This window comes from Agromyces tardus (assembly GCF_003710805.1).
Taxonomy (GTDB): Bacteria; Actinomycetota; Actinomycetes; order Actinomycetales; family Microbacteriaceae; genus Agromyces; species Agromyces tardus.
On record NZ_RHHB01000001.1, the window covers coordinates 139,285 to 164,261 of the forward strand.

Consider the following 24,977-nt stretch of genomic DNA (forward strand, 5'->3'; position numbering starts at 1 on the left):
CCTGACAGGACGGCCCGCCGCAAGTAGGGTGTGTAGCATGGCCGAGCAGACACTGCCGCCGGCGGTCCGCGCGTTCGTCGACGCCACGAACCAGGGCGATTCCGAGGCGTTCGTCGCGGCGTTCAGTGCCGACGCGTACCTCAACGACTGGGGGCGGGAGTTCCACGGCCGCGACGGCGCCGCGAGCTGGAACGAGAGCGACAACATCGGCAAGCAGGCGCACTTCGCGGTGCACGGCATCCGGCCGGGGCGGATCGAGCGGCAGTACCTCGTCACGGTGACCGTGTCGGGCAACGGCTACAACGGCCCGGGGACGTTCACCTTCACCCTCGACGAGGCCGGGCTCATCGCCCGGTTCGTCATCGCATAGCGGGGCCGGAGACCTCGCCGTCGACGCTCGCGGGCGGGAACCCGGCGCGCAGGAACTCCACCGGCACCTCGAAGAATCGCGCGTCGCGCTGGTAGGCGCGGAAGAACGTCAGGATGAAGCCCATGCGGTCGTCGAAGTCCTCCCATTCGAGGGCGTTCGAGGCCGCGGCATCCGCTCGCGTCGACTGGCCGAAGTGCTCGCAGAGCGCGCAGAGGTCGGGGTTGTCGAGCAGCTCGAGCGGCGCGGGGAAGAGGGCGCTGCCGAGGTAACTCGGGGCGACGACGTCGCGGCACACGTCGAGCGGACCGTCGGGCGTGAGGATGTGGACGAAGCGCGTCGTGACGAGCCCGAAGAGCCCGCCGAGCGGCATGGCCGCGTCGATGAAGCGGTCGACGAGGTCCTGCTCGTGCGCGCCCGTGAGGAGGTTGGCGAGCAGCACGAGCTCGGCGGCGGACTTGTCGCACGCGGCATCCGTGAGCGGATCGGTGACCGCGGTGAGGTCGCGGGCGGCGTGGTACCAGCGGATGGCCTCGGCGAGCCGCGGCGCGGAAGCGAAGGTGGGGTGCGCGAGGGTGCGCGCGAGCGCGGCCTCGTTCGCGACCCCCTCGGCCTCGACCTCTCGCAGCCACAGGATGAAGCGCGGCGCGACGTCGGCGATGATCGCGAGGTTGCCGGCCGCGATGTTGCGCGACGTGCCGAGGTCGAACAGCAGCCCCTCGCCGCGGATCGCGGAGCCGGCCGTGCCGCTCGCCCACGCGCCGAACGCGAACCAGTTGACGTCGCGGCGGCCGATGACCTCGCCGATCTGCGCGGCGAGGTCGCGGTAGCACAGGGTGATGAGCGCGTTGCGGGCGACCGGATCGTCGATCTCGAGGATGCGGTCGAGCAGTGCGGCGGTGCGCTCGATCATGGCCGTGCTGGGTGCGGTGCCCGGTGTCGTGCTCGGTGCCGGCGGATCACCCCTCGGGCGGGGTGTACCGCTCGACGAAGGCGAGCGCCTCGTCGGCGACCTCCCGCCAGCCCGAGTCGATGATGAGCGAATGGCCGCGGTTCGGGATGCTCGCGAACTCGGTGACGCCGGGGTTGCGCGACTGCAGCTTGTAGCTCGACTCCACGATCGCCGGCGGCACGGTGTTGTCGCCGTCGCCCGAGATGAGCAGCAGCGGGCCGCGCTCGGGGTTCTTCGTGTCGACCTTCGTCTCCGCGAACGGGTTGAGGTTCGCCGTCGCCGCCTGGAACAGCGGCACCCCCGAGGCGGGCACGTGGTACGTCTCGTACAGCTGCTTCGCCTCGTCGGCGTCGACCTTGTTCGCCCAGCCGTAGGTGAACTGCTCGAGCGTGAGCGAGACCGCCCGTCCGTAGTTCGCGGGGTTGGCCAGCACCGGCGATGCCGACTTGAGCGATGAGGCCGGCAGCGCGAGCACGCCCTGGAACGGCGCGTTGTCGATCGACACCGTCGACGACGCGACGGCCTCGCCCGCGATCTTCTGCGCGATGAGGCCGCCGAACGAGTGCCCCACCACGGCCGGCTCGCGCTGCAGCGCGGCGATCGCCTCGAGGTAGTGCTCGGTGACCTGCTTCACCATCTTCTTCGCGAAGACCTCGGGGTCGCGACGGGCCTCCTCGACGCTGTCGGGGTCGTCGGGCCAGCCCGGCGCCAGCGTCGCATAGCCCCGCGCCTCGAAGAGGTCGCGCCACGCCTGCCAACTGCTCGACAGCAGCCAGAGGCCGTGCACGAACACGACGGGCCGTCGGCCCGACTCGTTCGCCGCCTGGACCTCGGCCTGCTCGCGGTCCGTCAGTGTGCTCATGAGGTCCTCCGACCGGTGTCGCGATCAGGCGGCAGTCGATGCCGCCATGCGGAGCCTAGACCTCGGTCGGGCCACCCGCCAGAGCAGGGGGCGGATGCCGCGTCGCGGCCCTGCCCCGCGCCGTCATCGCTGCGCGGCGACCTCCTCCTGCGCCCACTGCTCGAAGGTGGTGGCCGGCCGGCCGAGCACGCGCTCGACGCCGTCGGAGAGGTAGGCGTCGCGGCCCGCGGCGATGCCGTCGAGCATGGCCATGCGCCACGTCACGTAGGTGCCGGGGGTGCCGGACGCGAGCAGGCGTCGCTCGTGCGTGTCGCGATCCTCCGCGACGTACTCCACGGCCTCGCCGCGGGCGCCCGCGAGCACTGCGGCGGCCTCGTCGAAGCCGAGCGCGCGGGGGCCGGAGACCTCGATGACCTCGCCGGCCCACGCGTCGTCGACGAGCACGCGCGCCGCGGCGTCGGCGAGGTCGCGCACGTCGACGAACGGATGCCGCGCCGCGCCCACCGGCGCGTGGATGCGACCCTGCTCGGGCACGAACATCGCCTCGCTGAAGTTCTGGGCGAAGTGCGTCGGACGCAGGATCGTCCACGGGACACCGCTCTCGGTGAGGGCGCGCTCGGCGCGGGCGACGACCCCGTCGGGGAGGAACTCGACGCCGCGCGCCGAGAGCAGCACGACGCGTCGCACGCCGGCCCGGGCGGCCTCGGCGAGCAGGTCGCGCAGCAGGGGGCTCCAGTCGGTCGCGGAGCCGGGCCCGACGATGAAGATGCCCTCGACGTCCCGCACGGCGTCGGCGTAGGTGGCGGGGTCGCGCCAGTCGAACCGCACGTCGCCCGACGAGCGGCTGGCGATGCGGGCCGTGTGGCCCAGCGAGGAGAGACGGGTGCCGAGGCGGCGGCCGACCTTGCCGGTGCCGCCGAGGATGAGGAAGGTTGCCATACGGGCAGCCTACGAATGGGGATGCGACGAAAACACACGGATCATCTCGGGAACGTGCACGAGCGTCTACGATCGAGTGCATGGATGCCCTGTCGGAGGTGCTGGCCCGGGCCCGGGCGCGGGGGTCGGTCTTCTCGGTGCTCGGTCGCGACGCGCCCTGGGGGCTCGGGTTCTCGGGGCGGCGCCCGCTCGTCGTGCACGTGCAGCTCCGCGGCGGCGGTGTGCTCGTGCGCGGCACGCGCTCCCGGCCGGTCGGCGAGGGCGACGTCGTGATGGTGCGGCACGGCGAGCCGTACTCACTCGTGAGCGAGCACGGCGCGGCATCCGAGCCCATCGAGCTCGCCCGCGCCCGCGGATCCCACTCGATCGGCGACGACGTCGACGCCGTCGTGCTCTGCGGCGGCTACACGATCGAGGGCACTCCGGGCGGCGACCTGCTCGCGTCGCTGCCCGACGAGCTCGTCATCACGAGCGGCGAGCGCTCCGCCGGGCTCGGGCTGCTGTTCCGGGTGCTCGCCGCCGAGGCGGTGGGCGTCGCGCCCGGCCAGCAGGCGGTGCTCGACCGAGCGCTCGACCTCCTGCTCGTGCAGGCGCTGCGCGATGCGTTCTCGAGCGGCACGTGGGCGGCGCCCGGTTGGTACCGCGCGCTCGGCGATCCGTCGCTCGCCGCCGCGCTCGACGCCGTGCACGGCGCGCCCGAACGACCGTGGACCGTCGAGTCCATGGCGGAGGTCGCGCACCTGTCGCGTGCGGGCTTCGCGCGGCGGTTCGCGGCCGTCGTCGGCGAGACCCCCGCCGCGTACGTCACCCGGCTCCGCGTCGAGCGAGCCGAGGACCTGCTGCACGACACGTCCGAGACGGTCGCCGCCGTCGCCGCGGCGACGGGCTTCGCGTCGGAGTACTCGCTCGCCGCCGCGTTCAAGCGGCGTCATGGCGTGTCCCCGGGGCGCTGGCGCCGCAGGGCGGAGTGAGGCGGGGGCGCAGCCTCGGCGCGCGATCAGGTCACCCCGACGGCGCCGTCGATCGCGGCGGTCCGGTTCTCCTTGCCGGTGAACGACTTCCGGTCGGCGGCGAGGGTGATCTCGTCGACGCTCCCCGACTCCCACACGATCACGATACGGTCGGCCGTCGTGCCCGCGAACCAGTGGCCGCTGCCGCGCGGTGCCCCCGGAGCACCCGCGCCTGCGGGCTTCTTCGAGACCCACCGGCAGCCGCCGCCCGCGAGGAGGAAGTAGTAGTACGTCGAGGCGCCCATCGTGACGGTCCACCAGCCGGCGAGCGCCGTCAGCGTGCCGAGCGCGGGGTCGTCGTGGCTGAAGTGCAGCAGGCTCACGAACGGATGCTCCGTGGTCGTGCGGATCTGCCACGTGCCCTGCCCCGGCAGGTCGGGGTGGTCGAGCGTCGAGTGGCACGTCATCCGCGCGTCGCCCGTGGTCGAGTCGACGGTGACCAGCATGCCGGCGTGGCCGTGGCGCCCGCCCGCGGCGAAGGTGAGCACGTCGCCCGGCTTGATGACGTGCGCGAGGGCCGAGAAGACGAGTTCGACGGCGGTGCGCCCCGCCATGTTCGTGAGGCGCTTCACCTGCGTGGCCGGGCGTTCCGAGAGCAGGTTGTAGAGCTGCTGCGCGCCGCGGGTCGGCCAGACCTGACCGGGCGACGACGGTCCGAGATAGGTCGCGCCCCCCGCGACCAGGCAGTGCGAGACGTAGGCGGTGCAGTCGTTGAGGCCGCCGTCGCTGCCGGGCACCCCGGCCGTTCCGTACCAATCGTGGGCGAGGAATCGATCGGAGGCCGGGATGTCGGCCTCGAAGAACTTGGTGCCCGCGTGCGCCGGGGCCACGAAGTACAGGCCGTCGGCCTCGCCGGTGGCCCCCGTGCTGACATCGGTCGCCTGCTTCCGCAGGAAGACGGGAACCCAGTCCGACTTGATGTGCTTCTTCGCGAGCAGTGAGGCCTTCAGCGTGACGACGTTGATCGCGAAGCTCTTCGCCCAGACGCGGTCGTCGTCGGTCGGCCGGTACCACCGATCCTTCGCGTAGGCGACCGCGTCGGCGCGTTTCATCGCGGCCATGGGCGTCTCACGCGCCGCCGTCGACGAACTCGGTGCCGTTCCAGACCTGGTCCACCCGTTGTGCGAACGAGGAGTCGGCGATCGACTCGGCCGGGTAGAGCAGCTCGAGCTCGTCCCGCAGGCGCGTGACCCCCGGCACGAGCCCGGCGACGCATGAGAGCTGGGCCCACGCGAGGTCGGACCGGGACGCCGGTGCGGCGGCGACGGAGCTCAGCCAGCCGTTCGCGGCGAGGAGCGGCGCCACCCCCACGAGCTTCACGAGTCCGAGCTGCACGGTGACGGGGGCGCCGGTCGCGGCGTCGAACGCCACCGCCTCGGCGTCGACGTCGGCGAGCGCCGCCGTGGGCGCTGCCGCGGCATCCGGTCGCGCCATCACGGCGAGAGCGGGCAGCCCGTCGAGGTCGCGCGCGACCACGATGCTGTCGGTCGCGGGATCGGAAAGGGCCGCGGTCGGCAGCACGTGCAGTCGTCGGCCCAGCACGGTGAGCGGGTCGGACGAACCGAGGAGGGTCGGCGGCACCGGCGGCGCCCACAGCGGCAGCACAGCGCCGTACGCGTGCAGGGCCGTCTTCGCCGCGATGATGCCGGTCGCGAGATCCGCCCGCACCAGCACGTTCGTCGGGGCCGTGACGGCGGCCGCGCCCGCAGGCCGGTCGTTCTCGACGGTCGTGTACGTGAGCGGCGGCGCCGTTCCTGCGAACGATCGGGCGGACGCGCTCGCGATGCCGAGGGCGCCGGCGAGCACGTCGGGGATCGCGCGCCGCTGGCCGACCGTCTCGAGCATGTTGAGGTAGCCGCCCACCTCCGTGATGTTCTTGGGCGCCGGCAGCCGCGAGGGGATGACGTCCCCGTCGAGGGCGAGGCGGCGCAGCAGCAGCGCCTGCGCTTCGGCGACTCCCGGACCCGACGCGGTCTGGATCACCGAGATGAGCGCATCGAGTGCGCGGTCCTCGGCGCTTTCGGCTGGTGTTTCGGCCATGGCGGGCTCCTACGCGTCGATCGTGAACTTCGACTTGGTGGACGCCGTGCTGACGCCCTTCGGGGTCGTGACGAGCACGTCGACCGCACCGGGAGGCACTCCCGGCGGCACGTCGCCCTCGATCCGGGTGTCGTCGACGACCTTGAGGTTGCCGAGGGGCTTGCCGCCCACGGTCGCCTTGGTCGCCCCCGTGAGTTTCGTGCCGATGACCGCGAGCTTGTCCCCGGCCTTGCCGTGCGTGGGCGTGAGCTCGCTGACGGTGGGCGCGTCGGCGGTCTGGGCGGGCTTGTCGTCCTCCTTGGGCTTCGTGTCGCCGCCGCCCTTGCCGGCCTTCGCGTTGATGACGTTCGGGATCGAGTCCATCGCCTTCGTCGCCATCGCCTGCGCACCCGCGAGGGCATCCTTGCGTGCGGATTCGGCCGTCGAGAGCGTCGCCTTGAGCAGGTCCGCGAGGGCGGACGATCCGGTGAGGGATGCCACGTCGAAGCCCTTGGCCGCGGCCCCTGCCTTCACGAGCTCGGCGAGCAGCCCGAAGTCGCCCGCCGGGCCCGCAGTGCTGAAGTTCTGGATCGCCGGTGCGACGGTGGTCAGCGCCGACGGCGCCTGGAGCCCCTGGGTGAGCGACGAGGCCGGCACGGTGACGCCCTCGATGGGGCTGGCCTCCTCCGTCGGGGAGTCCTGCCAGTTCCAGAACCGCGTGAGGTCGATCTTCTCCGCCGACGGGCAGTGACCGAGTACGGCCTCGCCGAGCACGCCGCGCGTGGGCAGTGCGATGGTCGAGACGGGCGGGGAGAAGCCGGTCGTGTGGTACCTCGTCAGGGCGTCCTGGACCGATGCCGTCGTGAACTCGACGCCGTCGACCTCCTTGCGCTTCGCGACCAGCGGCGCGGGGATCATGAACGGCAGCACCATCGAGTTGCCGTAGAACCCGAGCAGTTCATTGGCCACGCAGGCGAGCAGGGGGATGGTCTGGCTGTCGTCGGCGACGCCGTCGGCGGTGCCGATCGTGTAGCCCTCGAGCAGCATCACGCGCTCCTCGGGGGTCAGCGACATCCAGATCGCCTTCGAGTAGCTGACGGTGTTGGCGATCGCGTGCTGCAGCGCCTTCTCGATCTCGAGGATCGACGAGTACCGCAGTTCGGGAGGGAGCTGCGTCGCGGCGAAGGGCAGCGGGGCCGTACCGAACTCCCCGCCGCCGAGGTACTCGTCGAGGTACATGTCGCCAGCGGGGATCGCCTCGTTCAGCGACTTGGACGGCTCGGCGAGCGCCGCGCGCACGCGCACGAGGTTGGCGCCGCCGACCTCGGCCTCGAGGCGCTCGGGGGTCAGCACCACGTCGTGCGCGGGGGTCGCGGAGGCGACGAGCTTGTCGATGATGCCGTCGAAACCCGAGAATCCCGTCGCCTTCAGGCGGGCGATCTCGGAGCTCGCGGTCGAAGGGAAGTGGTACCGGATGTCGCGGAACTGGCGGCTGACCTCGATCCCCACGACGTCGGTGCGGGCGAGCCATTCGGGCAGCGCGACGCTGCGGCTGATCACGGAGGGCGCGCCGTCCCGCCGCCGCCGCAGGAACGCGATGAGCTCGGCCTCCGAGGCGAACGCCTGCGAGGCGTCCGACGACGACGGGAGTCCGTCGATGCCGCCCGTCGGAACGGGGTACGGCCCGAGGCGCCGGCCGCCGGTCGCGAGCAGGGTGACCCGCACATCCTCGTAGGGCAGGAACGTGCCCTGCAGGTGGACGGTGACGATGTTCGTCGCCGAGTCGGTGGGCGCCTGCACGGTCGCGCGGGGGTCGGCCGCGAACTCCTCGAGCATCGCGAGGCCCTTGCGGTAGGGTCGTTCGATCACGCGACGCAGGGTGTCGGCGTAGTTGAGGAGCTGCGAGTAGCGCCGCAGCACGTCGGAGCGCGAGAGCGCGGCATCCGACAGCGCGATGGGCTCGCCGGGCGGCAGGAAGCGCACCGGGTCGAGGGGCACGAAGCAGACGAGCGAGACCCCCTCGACGGTCGAGCGCACGTCGAACATGCGCAGCACCTCCCAGTACTGCATCGTCAGGGCGTGCGTGCGGTTGTGGTTCGCGATGACCTTCGTCACGACCTCGTTGCGCTCGGAGGCCGAGGCGAGGCGCATGCCCATGCGCTGCAGGCTGCGTGTCGAGCTCGCCGATCGTTCCACCGAGGAGTGCGACGCCTGCGCGGCGGTCGACGTGTAATTGCGCACCCCGCTCATCCAGTTGTTGGTCGAGCCGTTGCTGTTGGCGCTGCCGCCCCCGCCGGCGGCGCCGCCGCCGATGGCGATGGGGCCGAGCGCGAAGCCGATGCCGCCCGCCGCGCCCCACGACGACGACTCGGACTCGGTGTGGAACGAACTGCCGCCCTCGGCCTTCTCGCGCATGCCCGACTCGAAGGTCGCGCGGGTCGAGGCGTCGTCGCGCTCGCCGAAGGCCATCGTCTCGCGGGCCTCGAGGCGCTCGGTGTCGGTCACGGAGCTCGTGGCGCGCCGGTCGACGATCGCGATTCGCTGCTGCTCGCCGGGGGCCAGGGGGAGCGAGTAGACGAGGTCACCCAATGAGAGGCCCATCGGGGTCCAGCGCTGTGCCATGTGCACGATGTAGCCGAGGCCGAGCGTGCCGGCGATCGGCACGGTCGACGCGGCGCTGCCCCGGCCGCCTGGCGTGATGCCCGCGACGCCGTCGCGGAACGCGTCGACGCTCACGGGCTGATCGATCGGAAGCCGCTCCGCATGCGAATACGGGTGGTTCTCCTTGCCGAGCGTCGCGAGGAAGGCCGCTGAGACCAGGACCGTACGGTTCCCGCGCTTCAGCTGCACTGCGAGTGCGCCGACGCTCGGTCGCGGCTCGACGAGCCGCACGAGCACGCCGTACGGGAAGCGGTCGAAGGACATGTCGCTTCGGAAGACCTGGGTGCAGACGTCGGCGCCGAGCTCGAGCGCGGGCTGCGCGCCCGTGGCGGTCGGGGGCGCTCCGGACTCGCCCGGTGTCGCGAGCCCGGTGACGATGTCGGCGAGTTGCGCGACGACGGGGATCGGGAGCGGGTCGAGCGCGGCGGGCAGGGCGATGACGCCGACCGAGCCGGTGCCGTCGATGTCGGCGAGCTTCACCTCGAGGTCGGTGCTCTTCGTCGCGCCGACCACGCGCAGCACGATCGACGCGAGGCCGGTGATCGTGCGCACCTCCTCGGGCACGCGGATCGCGAACGAACCGTCGTCGCCCGTGATGGACGACCCCGGTCCGGCCCCGCTCGGGAACGGCTCGGCGATCGAGACGCGCAGCCGCTTCGCGGGCAGGCTCGCAGGATCGACGACCTGGCCGGTGAGCTGGCCGGGCAGGGTCGTCGTGCGCAACGTGCCGATGTCGAACGAGGGATCCCTGATGAGCTCGCCGAGGCGGTCGGAGAAGTGGGTCGCCGCGAGCACCCGGCTCTCGGCCACGCTCGCTGCGAGCGCGTCGTTGGACTTCAGGAGGCGGATGGTGTCGGCGTCGAGCGGATCGAGCCGCGGAGTGGCACCGCGGAGGAACGGCGAGACCTTGTCGTCGATCTCGATGAGCGGACGGGACAGGCCTTCGGCAGGCAATCTCGACATGGCCACGTGCAATCCCCCCAGAATGCCGATGGGCGATCGGTGAGCAGCGGGACCCGAGATCACGTCAGACACCCAAAAGTGAGCAGTGCTCACGATAGACCCGGGTGGGAGGCGCGGCAAGGGCTGTCCGGGCCCGAAACGGGGGACAACACGGCGAGGGGGCCGGATGCGGCATCCGGCCCCCCGTGGCGTGCGCAGCCCCCGACCGCGCACGCCGCCCCCTACACGTGCAGGTCGACGCCCTTCGTCTCCTTGACCATCGACACGCCCGCGAGCGAGACCAGCGCGGCGATGGCGATGTACACGCCGATCGTCCACGAGTTGCCCGTCGCGGCGAGCAGCGCCTCGGCGATCATCGGGGCGAACGCGCCGCCGAGGATCGCGCCGAGCGCGTAGCCGATCGACACGCCCGAGTAGCGCACGTTCGCCGGGAACATCTCGGCGTAGAGGGATGCCTGCGGGCCGTACGAGAGGCCGAGGCCGATGGTCATCACGAAGAGGGCGACGAAGTACCAGACGATGTCGCCCGTGTCGATGAGGAACCACATGGGCACGGCCCACAGCGCGAGGAACGTGTAGCCGATCTGGAACGTGCGCACGCGTCCGATCCGGTCGGAGATGCGGCCGCCCAGCATCGTGAACCCGAGCCAGCCGAACGATGCGAGCACGGTGGCGAGCAGGACCGCCGGGCGGTCCATGCCGAGCACCGTCACCGCGTAGGTGGCGAAGAACGCGATGAGCAGGTAGCCGGCCGCGTTGTTGCCGATGAAGATGATCGCCGTGAGCACGACGTTCTTCGTGTTGTGGCGGAACAGCTGGCGGAGCGGAGCCGACGACTCCTTCTGGCGGCGCTGCAGGTCCTGGAAGACCGGGCTCTCCTCGACGGCGCGACGGATCGCGTAGCCGACGACGATGAGCACGATCGAGAGGATGAACGGGATGCGCCAGCCCCAGGCGAGGAAGTCCTCCTGCGACATCGACGAGGTGATGACCCAGAGCGTGAAGGTCGCGAGGATCATGCCGACCGGCACGCCGATCTGCGGGAACGCGCCGAAGAAGCCGCGCTTGGCGTTCGGGGCGTGCTCGACGGCCATGAGCGCCGCGCCGCCCCACTCGCCGCCTGCCGAGAAGCCCTGCAGGATGCGGAGCAGGATCAGCAGGATCGGGGCGGCGATGCCGATCGCCGCGTACGTCGGCAGGAAGCCGATGAGCGAGGTCGAGACGCCCATCATCACGAGCGTGAAGACGAGCATCCGCTTGCGGCCGAGCTTGTCGCCGAGGTAGCCGGCGACCACGGCGCCGAGCGGGCGGAACAGGAACGAGATGCCGATCGTCGCGAAGGCGAGGATCTGCGCGAGCGCCGGGTTGGACTCGGCCACCGGGGCGAGGAACAGGGGCGCGAGCACGAGGCCGGCCGCCTGGGCGTAGATGAAGAAGTCGTACCACTCGATCGAGGTGCCGACCAGGGTGCTTGCGAGGACCTTGCGCTCCTCCTTGGGCATCCGGCCGGTGCGCTCGGCTTGTTCATGGATGGTTGACGTCATGCGAACTCCGTTGTTCTCGCGTGGGGATTCGGCGGGGGAGCGCCTTTACTGACCGATCGTTCGGTCAGGGAACCGACCATAGCGCATGGACGCGCGCTCACGGAAGTCGGCCTGCGACGAACGGTAGGCGACGTGCGACGAGCGGTTCGGCTCCCGACGCTTGACGGCGGCGATAGGTTTGTTGCAAAATCATCTGCACGTGCGCAAGGAGGCCACATGAAGATCGTCATCGTCGGTGCCGGGATCGGCGGACTCGCGACCGCCCTCAGCCTGGAGCGCGCCGGCTACTCGGACGTCACCGTCGTCGAGCGGGCTCAGGAGCTCAGGCCCCTCGGGGTGGGCATCAACCTGCTGCCGCACGCCGTGCGCGAGCTCACTGAGCTCGGGCTCGGCGAGGCGGTCGCCGCGATCGGCGTGCCGCCGGCCCGCCTGACCTACGTCAACCGGTTCGGCCAGCTCATCTGGAGCGAGCCGCGCGGCCTCGACGCCGGCTACCGCTGGCCGCAGCTCTCGGTGCATCGCGGCGAGTTCCAGCTGCTGCTCGCCGACGAGGTTCGGCGGCGGCTCGGACCCGATGCGATCCGGCTGGGCTGGCGTGCCCTCGGCGTCGAGCACGGCGGCACGGGCGAGATCGTGCGGTTCGCGGATGCATCCGGAGCCGAACTCGTGCTCGAGGCCGACCTCGTCGTCGGCGCCGACGGCATCCACTCGGCCCTGCGTGCGCAGGCGTACCCCGCCGAGGGGGCGCCGCCGTGGAACCGACTCGTGCTGTGGCGCGGCACCGCCCTCGCGCCCACCTTCCTCGACGGACGCACCATGGTCATGGCGGGCGACGACGAGCAGAAGTTCGTGGCCTACCCCCTCGTCGCGCAGGGCCCCGACACGGGCCTCACCCGGGTCAACTTCATCGCCGAGCGCCGAGCCCCCGACGGCATGGCCGAGACGGCGGACTGGAACCACGCCGTCGACGCCGGCCCCATCGTCGAGCTGTTCGCCGACTGGCGGTTCGACTGGCTCGACGTGCCCGGGGTCATCGCCGCGGCCGACCGGATCCTCGAGTATCCGATGGTCGACCGCGACCCGCTGCCCCGATGGACCTTCGGCCGCACCACGCTGCTCGGCGACGCTGCGCACGCGCTCTACCCGAACGGCTCCAACGGCGCGTCCCAGGCGATCCTCGATGCACGCACGCTCGTCTTCCACCTCGCCACCGGGCCCGGCATCGACGAGGCGCTCGCCGCCTACGAGGAGGAGCGCCGCCCGGCGACCGCACGCCTGTCGGAGATGACCCGGCAGCTCGGCCCGGAGCGCGTCATGCAGCTCGCCCGGGAGCGGGCGCCGCAGGGGTTCGCCGACATCCACGACGTGATCGCCGACGAGGAGCTGCGCGGCATCGCCGACTCGTACAAGGTCGCGGCGGGGTTCCATCCCGAGCGGCTGAACGAACGGCCGTCGCTGACGCCCGGCACCGGGGTGCGGTCGTGAGCGCGCGGCCCGGCCGCCTCGACGCGGCCCGCCTCAGCGGAGTGATCTCGCCCCTCCGGCGCGGGCTCCTGCGCGCCGCTCGCACTGCCGAGCAGCTCCCCGAGATCCCCGACGCCCAGGTCGAGGTGCTGCGCGCGCTGCCCGTCGGCGCCGTGCGCAGCCCGGCCGAGATCGCCGAGGAGCTGAGCCTCAGCCGCCCCACGGTCAGCAACCTGCTGCGCACGATGGAGGCCGCCGACCTCATCGTGCGCGAGCCCGACCCCGTCGATCGCCGCCGCGTCGCGGTGCGCGCCTCGACGCGTGCCGCGACCCTGCTGCGACGCTTCGACGAGGCGAGCGAGCGGCTGCTCGCGGCGGCGATGTCATCGCTGCCCGAGGCGGATCGCACGGCGCTCGCCGCGGCGCTCCCCTCGCTCGAGCGACTGCGGGACGAGATCCAGGCCCACGCCCGGGCCGGTCGCGTGCGACTGCAGGCGGGGGAGCAGCGATGAGCCTGGAGCCGCCGCCGACCGGGCTCGAGCGGCTCTTCCGCGTGGAGGTCCTGGTGGGGCCGGTCGAGGACCACGGCATGACGAGCGCGGGCCATCGACGCGTCGTGCCGATCGTCGGGGGCCGCATCTTCGACGGGCTCGACGCCGAGGTGCTGCCGGGCGGCGCCGACTGGCAGGTCGTGCGCGCCGACGGCACGATCGAGATCGACACGCGGTACACGGCGCGCACCGCCGACGGGGCGCTCCTGCACCTGCGCACCCATGGGGTGCGCGCCGGCAGCCCCGAGGTGCTCGAGGCGCTGCTGCGCGGCGCCCAGGTGCCCGCCACGGAGTACGCGTTCCGGCTGCACGTGATGGTCGAGACCTCCGCGCCCGCCCACGAAGCGCTCCAGCGCGAGCTCGTCGTCGCGGCGGCCGCCCGCGGCGAGGGGCTCGTGGTGTACGACGCGTACCGCATGACGTGAAGGCGAGTCGGGGCTGATGCCCTGCGCCGCCCTCAGCGCAGGTCGAGCCGCATGAGCACCCGCGGGAACCCGTTCAGCACCGACGTCGTGTCGGCCGCCCTCGTGAACCCGGCGCGCTCGAACAGCGTGCGCGTGCCGACGTACGCCATCGTGAGGTCGACCTTCTCGCCGTGGTTGTCGACGGGGTAGCCCTCGATCGCGGGCGCGCCGTGCTCGCGCGCGAACTCCACGGCGCCGGCGAGCAGGTGGTGCGAGATGCCCTCGCCGCGATGGCCGGGCCGCACCCGGATGCACCACACCGACCACACGTCGAGGTCGTCGACGTGGGGGATGCGGCGGTTGCGCGCGTAGCTCGTGTCGGAGCGAGGGTGCACGGCCGCCCACCCGACGACCTCGTCGCCGTCGTAGGCGAGCACCCCGGGCGGCGGGCTCTGCCGGCAGAGCTCCCGCACGCGCTCGCCCCGGGCCGGGCCTCGCAGCGCGAGGTTCTCCTTCGACGAGGTCAGCCGGTAGCTGAGGCACCAGCACACGCTCGCGTCGGGACGCTTGGGCCCGACCATCGTCGCGACGTCGTCGAAGACGGATGCTGCACGCACCTCGATCGCCATGCGACCACCCTGCCACCCGCCTCCGACACCGCCGGTCGCATAGGGTGTCGCCATGCCCACCCCCGACTTCGTGCTCGACCTGCGCCGGCACATCGGCACGGCCCCGCTCTCGCTCGTCGGCGTGACCGCCGTCATCGTGCGCGGCGACGCGGTGCTGCTCGGACGGCGGTCCGACACGGGCGCGCTGACGCCGATCACGGGCATCGTCGATCCGGGCGAGGAGCCGGCCGACGCCGCCCGGCGGGAGGCGCTCGAGGAGGCGGGGGTCCGCATCCGGGTGGATCGGCTGGCGTGGGTGCACCAGATCCCGCGCATCACCTACGCCAACGGCGACCAGGCCGACTACCTCGACCTCACGTTCCGGTGCACCTGGCTCGAGGGCGAGCCGTATCCCGCCGACGGTGAGATGACCGATCTGGCGTGGCATCCGGTGCACGATCTGGCCGCCGTGGCCGAGCGGCACCGCCGCTGCATCGAGCTGGCGCTCGACGACCGCGTCGAGGCGCGCTTCGAGGGCGGGGCCTGACGGATGCCGCGGGCCAGCCGCTCGCCGCGCCGGGCTCGTCGACGCGGAATCCCGGGCATGCCCGGCGGGTTGCACCTCGCATGAGAGCCATCGTCTATCGCCGCCCGGGGGACTCCTCGGTGCTCGAACCGTCGGAGCGGGAGATCGGGGAGCCGGGGCCCGGCGAGCTGCGGGTGCGGGTCGTCGTCTCCGGCGTGAATCCCACCGACTGGAAGTCGCGCCGCGGCTCCGGCTCGGCCGCGGCGACCGCCGGGCTGACCGTGCCGAACCAGGACGGCGCGGGCATCGTCGACGCCGTGGGCCCGGACGTCACCGGGTTCGCCGTGGGCGACCGGGTCTGGCTCGCGATCTCGGCGTGGCAGCGCCCCGAGTCGGGCACCGCGCAGGAGTCCACGATCACGCTCGCCGAGCGGGCGTTTCCGCTGCCCGACGGGGTGTCGTTCGACGTCGGTGCGAGCCTCGGCGTGCCGGCGGTCACGGCGCACCGCGCGCTGACCGTCTCGGAGGACGGACCGAGCCGCCTGCACCCGGGCGCGCTCGCCGGCACGACCGTGCTCGTCGCCGGGGGAGCGGGCGCCGTGGGGCACGCCGCGATCCAGCTCGCCCGCTGGGCCGGCGCGACGGTGATCACGACCGTGAGCAGCCCCGAGAAGGCGGCGCTCGCCACGGCTGCGGGCGCCCACGAGGTCGTGCTCTACCGCGATCCGGATGTCGCGGGCCGGATCCGCGCGATCGCGCCCGGCGGCGTCGACCTCGTCGTCGAGGTGGCCGCGGGCGCGAACGCCGCGCTCGACCAGGCGGTGACCCACGAGCGGTCGACGATCGCGAGCTACGGCAACGACGGCGGGATGCCGCTCACGATCGACTTCGGACGCGCGATCTCGCTCAACCTGCGCTACCAGTTCGTGCTCATCTACACGATGGGCGCGACGGCCTGGGCAGCTGCCGGCGAGGACGTGACGGCCGCCGCGCGCGACGGTGCCCTCGCGGTCGGCGAGGAAGCGGGACTGCCGCTGCACCGCTACCCGCTCGAGCAGGCCGCGGCCGCGCACGACGCCGTCGAGGGCGGCGTGGTCGGCAAGGTGCTCATCGACGTCGCGCCGCAGTGACGGGCGATCGATCGGTAGCCTGAATCCCATGGACGAGGGTCACGGCAACGCCAGCTCGAGCATGGGCCGGGCGTTCGAGGTGCTCTCGGCGCTCGCCGAGCTGACGGGGGACGCTCCGCATCGGGCCACGGTCTCGCGGGTCGCCGCGCGGCTGGACCGCGAGCGATCCCAGGTGTCGCGCACGCTCGCGTCCCTCGCCGCGCACGGCCTCGTCGTGCGGGGCGCCGATCGCAGCTACCGGCTCGGCTGGGGCTGGTACGCGGCCGCCCAGGAGCTGACCGACCACCGCCTGCGCGTCGACGGCCTGACCGTGCTCGACCGGCTCAGCGAGGCGGCCGACGAGGCCTGCTTCGTCGGCGCCCTGGTCGGCGACAGCACGGTGACCATCGCCGAGAGCCTGCCGCCGACGTCGCGCATGATCGGCTCGTGGCTCGGCCGCGCCTATCCGGCGTACTGCAGCGACGCCGGCCAGGCGGTGCTGTGGGATGCGAGCGACGACGAGGTGCGCGCCGTCTTCGCGGCGACCGCGTTCCGGAGCGCCGGACCGAACGCGCCGGCATCGGTCGACGACTTCCTCGACCGGCTCGGGTCGGCGCGGAAGCGCGGCTTCGCGATCGTCGACGAGGAGGCAGAACCCGGCCTGTACTCGGTCGCGGCACCCGTGCGCGACTTCCGCGGCGAGGTCGTGGCGGCGGTGCAGGTCGTCGGCGCGCGCGAGAGCCTGGCGCCGCGCACGGCAGAGCTCGGGGAGCGCTGCGTCGGCGCCGCCGCGGAGCTGTCGAGCCTGCTGGGCGCTCCCGCCTGACGTTCGGCCGTTCGAGACGCCCCGACCGGCTCAGCGCCCCGTCACGAGCGCGGTCAGGCGCGCGGCGGCCCCTGCCACCGCGACGACGACCTCATCGGTCAGCTCGGCGGCGGACCCGCTCGCACTGATCGCCGCGACGATCGTCCCGTCGGTCCCGCGCAGTGGCAGCGCGGTCTCGTGCACGCCGTCGTCGAACTCCTCCGCGGCCCGGATGACGCCGCCGGCCCGGTCGCGTTCCATCAGCGCGTCGACGTCGGCGACCGAGCGCGCCGCGCCGGGGCCGCCGACGCCGACGAACTGGACGTCGGACAGCAGCGCCTCGAGCGCCCCGCGATCGTGGTCCCAGAGCAGGGCGCGCCCGGCTCCCGTCGACCAGGTGGGCGTCACCATGCCGGGGCGCACGGACGACTCGGCCGCACCGACTCCCGCCTCGTGGCGCAGCAGCACGGCCCGCGCGCCGTCGCGACCGGTGACCCGCGCGGTGACCCGGAAGCGGGCGGCGAGTGCGCGCAGTTCGACACGGGCGGCTCGCAGCCAGGGCTCGTTGAGCGTCGCGGCGACGGCGAGGAACCGGTCGCCGGCTCGGAACGCCTGCGTGTCATCGCGCTCGAGGTAGTCGAGCGCGCGGAGCTCCTGGGTGAGGCGCGAGACCCGGCTGCGTTCGATGCCGGTCGCGTCGGCGAGGCGCGAGGCAGTGTATCCGGGGCGACCCGACCGCTCCCGTGCGACGGCGGTCTCGAGCAGCCGAAGGCCCTGGGAGAGCGATGAGTGGGTCTGCACGGCGTCCGCCTGTCAACGGGGTCGGGGTTGTCTGCCCATTACACCGCATCCCGATGCGACACGGTGGTGGAGCGAACCGGGATCCGCGGATGCAGCCGTCCCCAGACGGAGTACAGGTCGGCGGCGATGTGCCCGTTCGCCCGCTCGAGGTCGGCCGACGAGATGCGGTCGGATCCCTGCCGCCCGTAGAGCACGACCTCCTCGCCGGGACGGAGGTCGCGGAGCTCGGTCGCGTCGACGGTCAGCGTGTTCATCGCGTGCCGGTCGACGATCGGCAGGCGACGACCGCGGATCAGCACGCACGCGCGACCGCCCAGCGACCGCTGCACGCCGTCGGCGTACCCGATCGGCACGGTGGCGAGCACGGCGTCGCGGTCGAGCCGGTGGGTGCGGTCGTAGCCGACCGTGCTCCCTGCCCGGTACTCGTTGACCGCGGCCACTCGCGACTTGAGCGTGAACGCGGGGTGGAAGCCGGGGTGCGGCGCAGTGGAGTCTCCGTAGAGCGCCGCGCCGATCCGCACGAGGTCGAAGTGCGAGTCGGGCACCGTCAGGGCGGCGAACGACGTCGCGCAGTGACGGCGGATGCCCGCCCGGGCGGCCGCCGCGAGCGAACGGAGCACCAGGTCGGACTGGACCTGGAACGCGGCCGCGCCCTGCGCCACGTCGTCGGCGTCCTCGCAGGGGAAGTGCGAGCACACGCCGACGACGCGCAGCGACGGCTCGTCGAGCACGCGGCGGAGGTCCTCCCTGCCGCGCGGGTGGAGCAGCTCGATCCCGTCGCGGCTGAGGCCCGTCGAGTTGATCGACACGTGCACGGGGATGCGGATGCCCCGCTCGCGCGCGACGCGGGCGACCTCGGCGCCGTGCTCGGCGCCGCCGACCCACTCCTCGACGCCGTGGGCGATCGCGTCGTCGACCTCCTCGGCGAGCGCCGGGCGGATCCGCATGATCCGCCCGGCGAAGCCGAGGAAGCGAGCGGCGCGCGCCTCGTCGTTGCCGGTGACGCCGATGGTCCCGATGCCGCGATCGATGACCAGCGGGAGGACGTGGTCGATCCCGTGCCCGTAGGCGTCCGCCTTGAGCACCGCTGCCACGTCGACCCGTTGCGGGAGCGAGTCCCGCAGGAGGTCGAGGTTGCGGCCCACGGCGTCGAGGTCGACCTCGATCCACCCCGGCGACGGGATCATCGGATCGCGTCGTCCGCGACCGGTGCCGCGACGTCGATCACGGGCTCGACGATCTCATCGACGGGCGCCTCCTCGGACGGGGGCGTCACGGTGCGCGCACCTCGTCGCCCGAACCGGAACCAGAAGTACAGGTAGCAGAGCGCGACGAACGGGATGCCGAAGTAGAGCGCCGTGACCTGGTTCGGGTCGAACGCGATCGCGACGATCGAGATCCCGAGTAGGACGAACGCCACGATCGGCACCACGGGATAGAGCGGCGTACGGTACGCGAGGCTCGACACGTCGCCGCCCGCTCGCACGAACGCGCGGCGGTGGAAGAACTGCGCGGCCACGATCGACATCCAGACGGCGACGACGGCGAACCCGGCGATCGACACGAGCACCAGGTACACGGTCGACGGCGCGATCACGCTCGACAGGAGCGACGCCAGGCCGATGACCATGCTGACGCTCAGCGCCACGATCGGGATGCCCCGACGGGTCAGTCGCATGAAGGCGCGCGGCGCGTGTCCTTCCTCGGCGAGGGAGAACAGCATCCGGGCGCAGGAGAAGAGGCCGCTGTTGCCGGCGGAGAGCAGGGCCGTGATGATGACGAAGTTCATGATGTCGGGCGCGAAGGGGATGCCCACGTACTCGAACACGGTCACGAACGGGCTGTCGGTGACGCCGGTCTCCTCGTAGGGCACGAGCGCCGCGATGACCGTGATGGAGCCGATGAAGAAGATCACGAGGCGCAGGACGGTCGAGCGCAGTGCCTTCGGGATGTTGCGTGCCGGGTCCTTGGTCTCGCCCGCCGCGACGCCGATGAGCTCGGAGCCGCTGAAGGCGTAGAACACGACGAGCGAGGTCATGAGCACGCCGCCGATACCGGTCGGGAAGAGGCCGTCGGGGGTCATGAAGTTGCTGAAGAGCACGGCGCCGGGGTCGTTCGTCGAGAGCGGCGTGAAGCCGAAGATCGCGGCCCCGCCGAGCACGATGAGTCCGATGATCGCGGCGACCTTGACGAGCGAGAACCAGAACTCGGTCTCGCCGAAGACGCGCGCCGAGATCGCGTTCAGGGTGAACAGCAGCGCCGCGAAGATGAGGCACCACACCCACACCGCCACGTCGGGGAACCAGCGCTGCATGAGGATGCCGGCTGCGGTGAACTCGGACCCCAGCGCGACGACCCAGCAGAGCCAGTACAGCCACGCCGTCGTGAATCCGGTCGCCGGGTTGATGGATCTCGCGGCGTAGATGTGGAACGCCCCCGACACCGGGTAGGCGAGGGCGAGCTCGCCGAGGCACGCCATGACGAGGTAGACGACGAGTGCGCCGATGCCGTACGCGATGACGGCGCCGAGCGGTCCTGCCTGGTGGATGGTGTAGCCCGAGCTGAGGAACAGCCCCGAGCCGATCACGCCGCCCAGGGCGATCATGATCAGGTGCCGCGCATCCATCGAGCGCTGCAATCGGCGGAACGGCACTTGCGTGGCGGTGGTGTGGGGAAGCGTGTTGGGCAGCTGGTCGCCGCGGGCGGATCCGGTCATCTCAGGTTTCTCCGTTTTCGTGTGAGGGGCTCGGCGTTGAGTGTGTGCATGCATTATCAGCATCCAGATATGTCGTTAATGCACGCGCCTCGGTTTCGAGGACGTTACAACCCCGACCCGACCTGCCGCAAGTGCGATGACGTCGTCGTACGCCGCGTTCGACGACGACGGTCGCATCGGCCGTGACGCGGGCGATCCGCCCAGCCGCGCGAGCGGATCGACAGGCACGGCTGACGCGCTCGCCTCGCAGGATGAACCTCACCACAGCGTGAACCAAGGAGGAAAACGTGGATCGCTACGACCTGGCACTCATCGGCTTCGGCGGTGTCAACCGCGCGCTCGCCGAGCTCATCGACGAGCGCGGCGCCGCGCTGACCTCGGAGCTCGGCTTCGAGCTCCGAGTGGTCGCCATCACCGACCTGCGGCTCGGCTCGCTCATGCAGGCCGACGGCATCGACCTGTCCGCGGTGCTCGCGCTCGAGCCCGGCGCGAACTTCGCCCCCTTCGCAGGAGGCGACCCCGAACCGCGCAACGAGTATGTCATCCGCAACACCACCGCCGACATCGTGGTCGAGGCCACCTTCACCAACCCCGTCGACGGCGAGCCGGCCATCTCCCACGTGCGCTGGGCGCTCGAGTCCGGCAAGCACGTCACGACCACGAACAAGGGGCCCGTCGCGCTCGCCGGCGCCGAGCTCCGTGCGCTCGCCGCCGACCACGGCGTGCGGTTCGAGCACGAGGGCGCGGTCCTGAGCGGCACGCCGATCCTGCGGCTCGCCGAGCGGATGTTCTCGGGCCTGCGCATCCGCGGGGTGCAGGGGATTCTGAACGGCACGAGCAACTACGTGCTCGGCCGGATGGAGGCGGGCCTCAGCCTGCCGGACGCGGTGGCCGAGGCGCAGGAGCTTGGCTACGCAGAGGCGGACCCGACGGCCGACCTCGAAGGATCCGACGTGCAGCTCAAGGTCGTGATCCTCGCCAACGAGGTGCTCGGCGCCGACCTCACCACGGCGGACGTCTCGCGCCGGGGCCTCTCGACCGTCTCCGCCGCGGAGATCGCCGAAGCGCAGCGCCAGGGACGCCGGTGGAAGCTCATCGGCGACGCCCATCGCAACGACGACGGATCGGTGACCGCGAGCGTCGCGCCCGTCGCGCTGCCGCTCGACCACCCGCTCGCGGGCGTCTCGGGCGCCACGAACGCGGTCGCGTTCGACACCGACCTGCTCGGCACCGTCGCCGTCTCGGGGCCCGGCGCGGGGCGGGTCGAGACCGCCTACGCCCTGCTGTCCGACGTCATCGCCATCCACGCCGGTCGCGGTGCCCTCATCGGGGCGGCCACGGATGTCTGAGCTCGTCATCGCCCCCGTGGCCACCGGCATGTTCCCCCGCTTCGCCGCGGTGCTGAACCCGTACGACGGGTCGGAGATCGGGCGCGTCCCGCAGCACGACGGCGCCGACGTCGAGCGGATCCTCGACCGCGCCCGCCTCGGCTTCACGCTCTCGAGCGCGATGTCGCGATTCCAGCGCCACGCGGCGCTCGAGCGTGCGGCGGGCCTGCTGCGCGAACGCGCGGGCGTCGCGGCGGATCTCATCGTGCGCGAGGCGGGCAAGACCATCCGCCAGGCGCGCAAGGAGGTGCGCCGCGCGATCACGACGCTCTCGCTCTCCGCCGAGGCGGCACGGTCGAACGCCGGCGAGGTGATCCCGTTCGATGCGTTCGAGGGCTCCGAGCACCGCCGCGGCTGGTTCACGCGGGAGCCGCTCGGCATCGTCCTCGCGATCACGCCCTACAACGACGCCCTCAACCTCGTCGCGCACAAGCTCGGGCCGGCGATCGCCGCCGGGAACTCCGTCATCCTGAAGCCCTCTCAGTTCACGCCGCTCACGGCGCAGTTCCTCGTCGACCTGCTGGTCGACGCGGGCGTACCCGACGAGATCGTCACCGTGGTGCACGGTGACCGCACCCTCGCGCAGGCGCTCATCGCCGTGCGAGAGATCCGGATGGTGTCGTTCACCGGCGGTTTCGCGACCGGTGAGGCGATCGCGCGCGGCGCCGGGCTCAAGCGACTCGCGATGGAACTCGGCGGCAACGCCCCCGTCGTGGTGTTCGACGACGCCGACCTCCCGGCCGCCGTCGAGGCGTGCGTCTCCGGCGCGTTCTGGGCCGCCGGCCAGAACTGCGTCGGCGTGCAGCGGATCCTCGTGCAGCGGGCGGCGTACGAGGAGTTCCGAGAGCGGTTCGTCGCGGCATCCGCGACGCTGCGTGCCGGTGACCCGGCGCAGGAGTCCACGGACGTCGGGCCGATGATCGGCGTGCCGTCGGCCGAACGCGCCGAGCGACTCGTCGAGGACGCGATCGCCGCCGGAGCCGTGCTGCTGCTCGGGAACCGGCGCGACGGCGCCGTGTTCTGGCCCACCGTGCTCGAGCGCGTCCCGTTCTCGTGCGAGCTCTGGGCCGACGAGGTGTTCGCGCCGATCGTGATGCTCGAGCCCTTCGATTCCGAGGAGCAGGCGCTGTCCCTCGCCAACGAGGTCGAGTTCAGCCTCCATTCGGCGGTCTTCACGCGCGATCTCGGTCGTGCCCTCCGCGTCGCGGAGCGCCTCGAGGCGGGCGGCGTGATGATCAACGACTCCTCGGACTACCGGGTCGACGGCATGCCGTTCGGCGGGGCGAAGTACGGGAGCATGGGCCGCGAGGGCGTGCGATTCGCGTTCGAGGAGATGACCCAGCCCAAGGTCGTCTGCATCAGCGCATGAGCATCGGGCAGCGGTTCCGGGTCGAGACCGATTCGCTGGGCGACGTGCGCGTGCCCGCCGGGGCGTACTGGGGCGTGCACACCACCCGGGCCCGGGAGAACTTCCCGATCAGCGGCACGCCGATCGCGCGCCACCCCCACCTCGTGCGCGCCCTCGCGACCGTGAAGCAGGCGGCCGCCCGCGCCAACCGCGGCCTGGGGCTCCTCACGGAGACCCAGGCGGGGGCGATCGAGCACGCCTGCGAGCGGGTGCGGCGCGGCGAACTGCACGACCAGTTCTGCGTCGACGTGGTGCAGGGCGGCGCGGGCACGAGCACCAACATGAACGCCAACGAGGTCATCGCCAACGCGGCGCTGGAGCGGCTCGGCCACGAGCGGGGCCGCTACGACGTGATCCACCCGATCGACGACGTGAACCGCAGTCAGTCCACGAACGACGTCTACCCGACGGCGATCCGACTGGCCGTCGTCGCCGCGCTCGGCGAACTGGTGCCCGAGCTGGACCGGCTCGCGGACTCGTTCGCCGAGCGCGGCGCGACCTTCGCGCGCGTGCGCAAGGTCGGGCGGACGCAACTCCAGGACGCCGTGCCCATGACGCTCGGCGACGAGCTGACGGCGTTCGCCGTCGCGGTGCGCGAGGACGTCGCGAGGATCCGGGAGGCCGTCCCGCTTCTCCTGGAGTGCAGCCTCGGCGCCACGGCGATCGGAACCGGGGTGACGGCGCCGCCCGGGTACCGCGAGGCGGTGATCGAGCACCTGCGCGCGCTCAGCGGGCTGCCGCTGACGCCTGCCGCGCACCTCTTCGAGGCGACGTGGGATGCAGGCGGCTTCCTGCAGGCCTCCGCGGTGCTCCGCCGCACGGCGGTGAAGCTGTCGAAGATCTGCAACGACCTCCGGCTGCTCTCGAGCGGACCGCAGGCCGGATTCTCGGAGATCCGCCTCCCGGCGCGGCAGGCGGGGTCGTCGATCATGCCGGGCAAGGTGAATCCGGTGATCCCCGAGGTGGTGAACCAGATCGCCTTCGCGGTCATCGGCGCCGACGTCACGATCGCGATCGCCGCCGAGGGCGGTCAGCTCCAGCTCAACGCGTTCGAGCCGATCATCGCGCACTCCCTCCTGCAGTCCGCCGACTGGCTCGCCAACGGGGTCCGGGTGCTGCGAGCCCACTGCGTCGACGGGATCGAGGCGAACGAGGCGCTCCTCGCCGAACGCGTCGCCGTCTCCGTGGGTGCCGTGACCGCGCTGGTGCCGGTGATCGGGTACGACGCCGCGACGGCGGCCGCGAAGCACGCGCTCGCCACCGGCGGCGCGGTCGCGGCATCCGTCGCCCTGCACGCCGGCGTCGACGTCGCCGAAGCCGAGCGGATGCTCGCGCGGTGAGCCGCGGCATCCGCCGGAGCGAACGGAGGGAACGGCGGGAACGGGCGGACGGGGCGGTCAGCGCGTGCCGCGGTCGATCACCGTGGTGAGCGAGACGGAGGTCACGGTGTTCGCCACGTCGGGCAGCGCGGCGATCCGCTCCCAGACGTCGCCGACCCGATCCATCGAGTCGGCCTGCACGGTCACGAGCAGGTCGAACTCGCCGGCGAGGATGTCGCACCGCACGACCTCGGGGATCGCGGCGAGCTCGGCCAGCACCTGGCCGCCCCGCATCCGGTCGACCCGGTAGACGAAGAGCACGGCGGAGACCGGTCGCGCGTCGCCGTCGGCGCGTCCGCGGACGAGCGTGTATCCCGCGATCACCCCGTCGCGCTCCATCCGCTCGATGCGCTGACGTACGGCATTGCGCGAGAGGTGCACGCGTGCCGCGAGCGTGACGAGCTGGATGCGCGCATCGTCGGCGAGCTCGGCGAGGATGCGCCGATCGATCTCATCGAGACGGGCTCCGGTCATGGGGACTCCTCGTGGGTGCGCATCGAC

23 protein-coding genes are annotated in these 24,977 nt (G+C 72.2%); 11 read left to right on the top strand and 12 right to left on the bottom strand.

All coding sequences use genetic code 11. The features are described from left to right. Nucleotides 1–37: 37 nt before the first annotated feature. Entirely contained in the window at nucleotides 38–370 is a 333-nt protein-coding gene (locus EDM22_RS00605; RefSeq protein WP_122935090.1) for a nuclear transport factor 2 family protein, read from the top strand. Here the strand turns inward: EDM22_RS00605 and EDM22_RS00610 are convergent. The 3 genes from EDM22_RS00610 to EDM22_RS00620 all read right to left on the bottom strand — a co-directional run bounded on the left by EDM22_RS00610 (nucleotide 360) and on the right by EDM22_RS00620 (nucleotide 3,120). Continuing rightward, entirely contained in the window at nucleotides 360–1,280 is a 921-nt protein-coding gene (locus EDM22_RS00610) for a hypothetical protein (protein ID WP_122935091.1), read from the bottom strand. The two genes, EDM22_RS00605 and EDM22_RS00610, sit on opposite strands and share 11 nt — an antisense overlap. Before the next feature lie 46 nt (nucleotides 1,281–1,326). Further along, on the bottom strand, nucleotides 1,327–2,181 hold the full coding sequence (locus tag EDM22_RS00615) for an alpha/beta hydrolase (protein WP_122935092.1): 855 nt from the start codon (nucleotides 2,179–2,181) through the stop codon (nucleotides 1,327–1,329). A 123-nt stretch (nucleotides 2,182–2,304) separates the two neighbouring features. Continuing rightward, nucleotides 2,305–3,120, bottom strand: coding sequence for an NAD(P)H-binding protein (locus EDM22_RS00620; protein WP_122935093.1), 816 nt, complete (start codon nucleotides 3,118–3,120; stop codon nucleotides 2,305–2,307). Between the two features lie 80 nt (nucleotides 3,121–3,200). On the opposite strand from EDM22_RS00620, the gene EDM22_RS00625 reads away from it, so the two are divergent. Continuing rightward, complete coding sequence (locus EDM22_RS00625) at nucleotides 3,201–4,091, top strand: AraC family transcriptional regulator (RefSeq protein ID WP_122935094.1); 891 nt, start codon at nucleotides 3,201–3,203, stop codon at nucleotides 4,089–4,091. A gap of 26 nt (nucleotides 4,092–4,117) precedes the next feature. Here EDM22_RS00625 and EDM22_RS00630 read toward each other — a convergent pair whose 3' ends face one another. From EDM22_RS00630 to EDM22_RS00645, 4 genes are all read right to left on the bottom strand, one after another. Next, nucleotides 4,118–5,182: an amidase domain-containing protein gene (locus tag EDM22_RS00630; RefSeq protein ID WP_170963948.1), complete on the bottom strand. Its 1,065-nt coding sequence runs from the start codon at nucleotides 5,180–5,182 to the stop codon at nucleotides 4,118–4,120. Nucleotides 5,183–5,198: 16 nt separating this feature from the next. Beyond that, nucleotides 5,199–6,170, bottom strand: a complete 972-nt coding sequence (locus EDM22_RS00635) for a hypothetical protein (protein WP_122935096.1) — start codon at nucleotides 6,168–6,170, stop codon at nucleotides 5,199–5,201. A 9-nt stretch (nucleotides 6,171–6,179) separates the two neighbouring features. Continuing rightward, nucleotides 6,180–9,773 carry an IPT/TIG domain-containing protein gene (locus EDM22_RS00640; protein ID WP_138707993.1) on the bottom strand — a complete coding sequence of 1,198 codons (3,594 nt, stop codon included), beginning with the start codon at nucleotides 9,771–9,773 and terminating at the stop codon, nucleotides 6,180–6,182. 221 nt (nucleotides 9,774–9,994) lie between these two features. Continuing rightward, a complete protein-coding gene (locus tag EDM22_RS00645; protein ID WP_122935098.1) occupies nucleotides 9,995–11,317 on the bottom strand; it encodes an MFS transporter in 1,323 nt (440 codons plus the stop codon). A 216-nt stretch (nucleotides 11,318–11,533) separates the two neighbouring features. Between EDM22_RS00645 and EDM22_RS00650 the strand changes: the two genes are divergently transcribed. The 3 genes from EDM22_RS00650 to EDM22_RS00660 are packed head-to-tail and all read left to right on the top strand — an operon-like array spanning nucleotide 11,534 to nucleotide 13,757. After that, nucleotides 11,534–12,802, top strand: a complete 1,269-nt coding sequence (locus tag EDM22_RS00650) for a flavin-dependent oxidoreductase (protein ID WP_122935099.1) — start codon at nucleotides 11,534–11,536, stop codon at nucleotides 12,800–12,802. Beyond that, entirely contained in the window at nucleotides 12,799–13,293 is a 495-nt protein-coding gene (locus EDM22_RS00655) for a MarR family winged helix-turn-helix transcriptional regulator (RefSeq protein WP_122935100.1), read from the top strand. The genes EDM22_RS00650 and EDM22_RS00655 overlap by 4 nt, the downstream gene beginning before the upstream one ends. Next, nucleotides 13,290–13,757 (top strand): DUF3237 domain-containing protein, encoded by a 468-nt coding sequence (locus EDM22_RS00660; RefSeq protein ID WP_122935101.1) that lies wholly within the window; start codon nucleotides 13,290–13,292, stop codon nucleotides 13,755–13,757. Before EDM22_RS00655 ends, EDM22_RS00660 begins: the two co-directional genes overlap by 4 nt. Nucleotides 13,758–13,789: 32 nt before the next feature. Here EDM22_RS00660 and EDM22_RS00665 read toward each other — a convergent pair whose 3' ends face one another. Next, nucleotides 13,790–14,365, bottom strand: coding sequence for a GNAT family N-acetyltransferase (locus EDM22_RS00665; RefSeq protein WP_122935102.1), 576 nt, complete (start codon nucleotides 14,363–14,365; stop codon nucleotides 13,790–13,792). Between the two features lie 52 nt (nucleotides 14,366–14,417). Here EDM22_RS00665 and EDM22_RS00670 point away from each other — a divergent pair, with 52 nt between their 5' ends. The 3 genes from EDM22_RS00670 (at nucleotide 14,418) to EDM22_RS00680 (ending at nucleotide 16,805) form a co-directional block, all read left to right on the top strand. Next, the gene (locus EDM22_RS00670; RefSeq protein WP_122935103.1) at nucleotides 14,418–14,891 is read left to right on the top strand and encodes an NUDIX hydrolase; all 474 of its coding nucleotides are present in this window, start codon (nucleotides 14,418–14,420) and stop codon (nucleotides 14,889–14,891) included. A gap of 80 nt (nucleotides 14,892–14,971) precedes the next feature. Then, nucleotides 14,972–16,000, top strand: coding sequence for an NADPH:quinone reductase (locus tag EDM22_RS00675; protein ID WP_122935104.1), 1,029 nt, complete (start codon nucleotides 14,972–14,974; stop codon nucleotides 15,998–16,000). Between the two features lie 28 nt (nucleotides 16,001–16,028). Further along, nucleotides 16,029–16,805 (top strand): IclR family transcriptional regulator, encoded by a 777-nt coding sequence (locus EDM22_RS00680; RefSeq protein WP_122935105.1) that lies wholly within the window; start codon nucleotides 16,029–16,031, stop codon nucleotides 16,803–16,805. A gap of 30 nt (nucleotides 16,806–16,835) precedes the next feature. On the opposite strand, the gene EDM22_RS00685 is transcribed toward EDM22_RS00680, so the two are convergent. From EDM22_RS00685 to EDM22_RS00695, 3 genes are read right to left on the bottom strand one after another with little or no spacing between them, the layout of a single operon-like run. After that, nucleotides 16,836–17,585 (bottom strand): IclR family transcriptional regulator domain-containing protein, encoded by a 750-nt coding sequence (locus tag EDM22_RS00685; RefSeq protein ID WP_122935106.1) that lies wholly within the window; start codon nucleotides 17,583–17,585, stop codon nucleotides 16,836–16,838. 38 nt (nucleotides 17,586–17,623) lie between these two features. Further along, entirely contained in the window at nucleotides 17,624–18,772 is a 1,149-nt protein-coding gene (gene alr / locus EDM22_RS00690; protein ID WP_122935107.1) for an alanine racemase, read from the bottom strand. Next, nucleotides 18,769–20,211 (bottom strand): amino acid permease, encoded by a 1,443-nt coding sequence (locus EDM22_RS00695; RefSeq protein WP_245989102.1) that lies wholly within the window; start codon nucleotides 20,209–20,211, stop codon nucleotides 18,769–18,771. Before EDM22_RS00695 ends, alr begins: the two co-directional genes overlap by 4 nt. Nucleotides 20,212–20,588: 377 nt before the next feature. Between EDM22_RS00695 and EDM22_RS00700 the strand changes: the two genes are divergently transcribed. The 3 genes from EDM22_RS00700 to EDM22_RS00710 are packed head-to-tail and all read left to right on the top strand — an operon-like array spanning nucleotide 20,589 to nucleotide 24,437. Continuing rightward, a complete protein-coding gene (locus tag EDM22_RS00700; protein WP_122935109.1) occupies nucleotides 20,589–21,650 on the top strand; it encodes a homoserine dehydrogenase in 1,062 nt (353 codons plus the stop codon). Next, a complete protein-coding gene (locus EDM22_RS00705) occupies nucleotides 21,643–23,058 on the top strand; it encodes an aldehyde dehydrogenase family protein (protein ID WP_122935110.1) in 1,416 nt (471 codons plus the stop codon). Before EDM22_RS00700 ends, EDM22_RS00705 begins: the two co-directional genes overlap by 8 nt. Continuing rightward, complete coding sequence (locus tag EDM22_RS00710; protein ID WP_122935111.1) at nucleotides 23,055–24,437, top strand: aspartate ammonia-lyase; 1,383 nt, start codon at nucleotides 23,055–23,057, stop codon at nucleotides 24,435–24,437. Before EDM22_RS00705 ends, EDM22_RS00710 begins: the two co-directional genes overlap by 4 nt. A 57-nt stretch (nucleotides 24,438–24,494) precedes the next feature. Here EDM22_RS00710 and EDM22_RS00715 read toward each other — a convergent pair whose 3' ends face one another. After that, on the bottom strand, nucleotides 24,495–24,950 hold the full coding sequence (locus tag EDM22_RS00715; protein ID WP_122935112.1) for an Lrp/AsnC family transcriptional regulator: 456 nt from the start codon (nucleotides 24,948–24,950) through the stop codon (nucleotides 24,495–24,497). Nucleotides 24,951–24,977 lie beyond the last annotated feature (27 nt).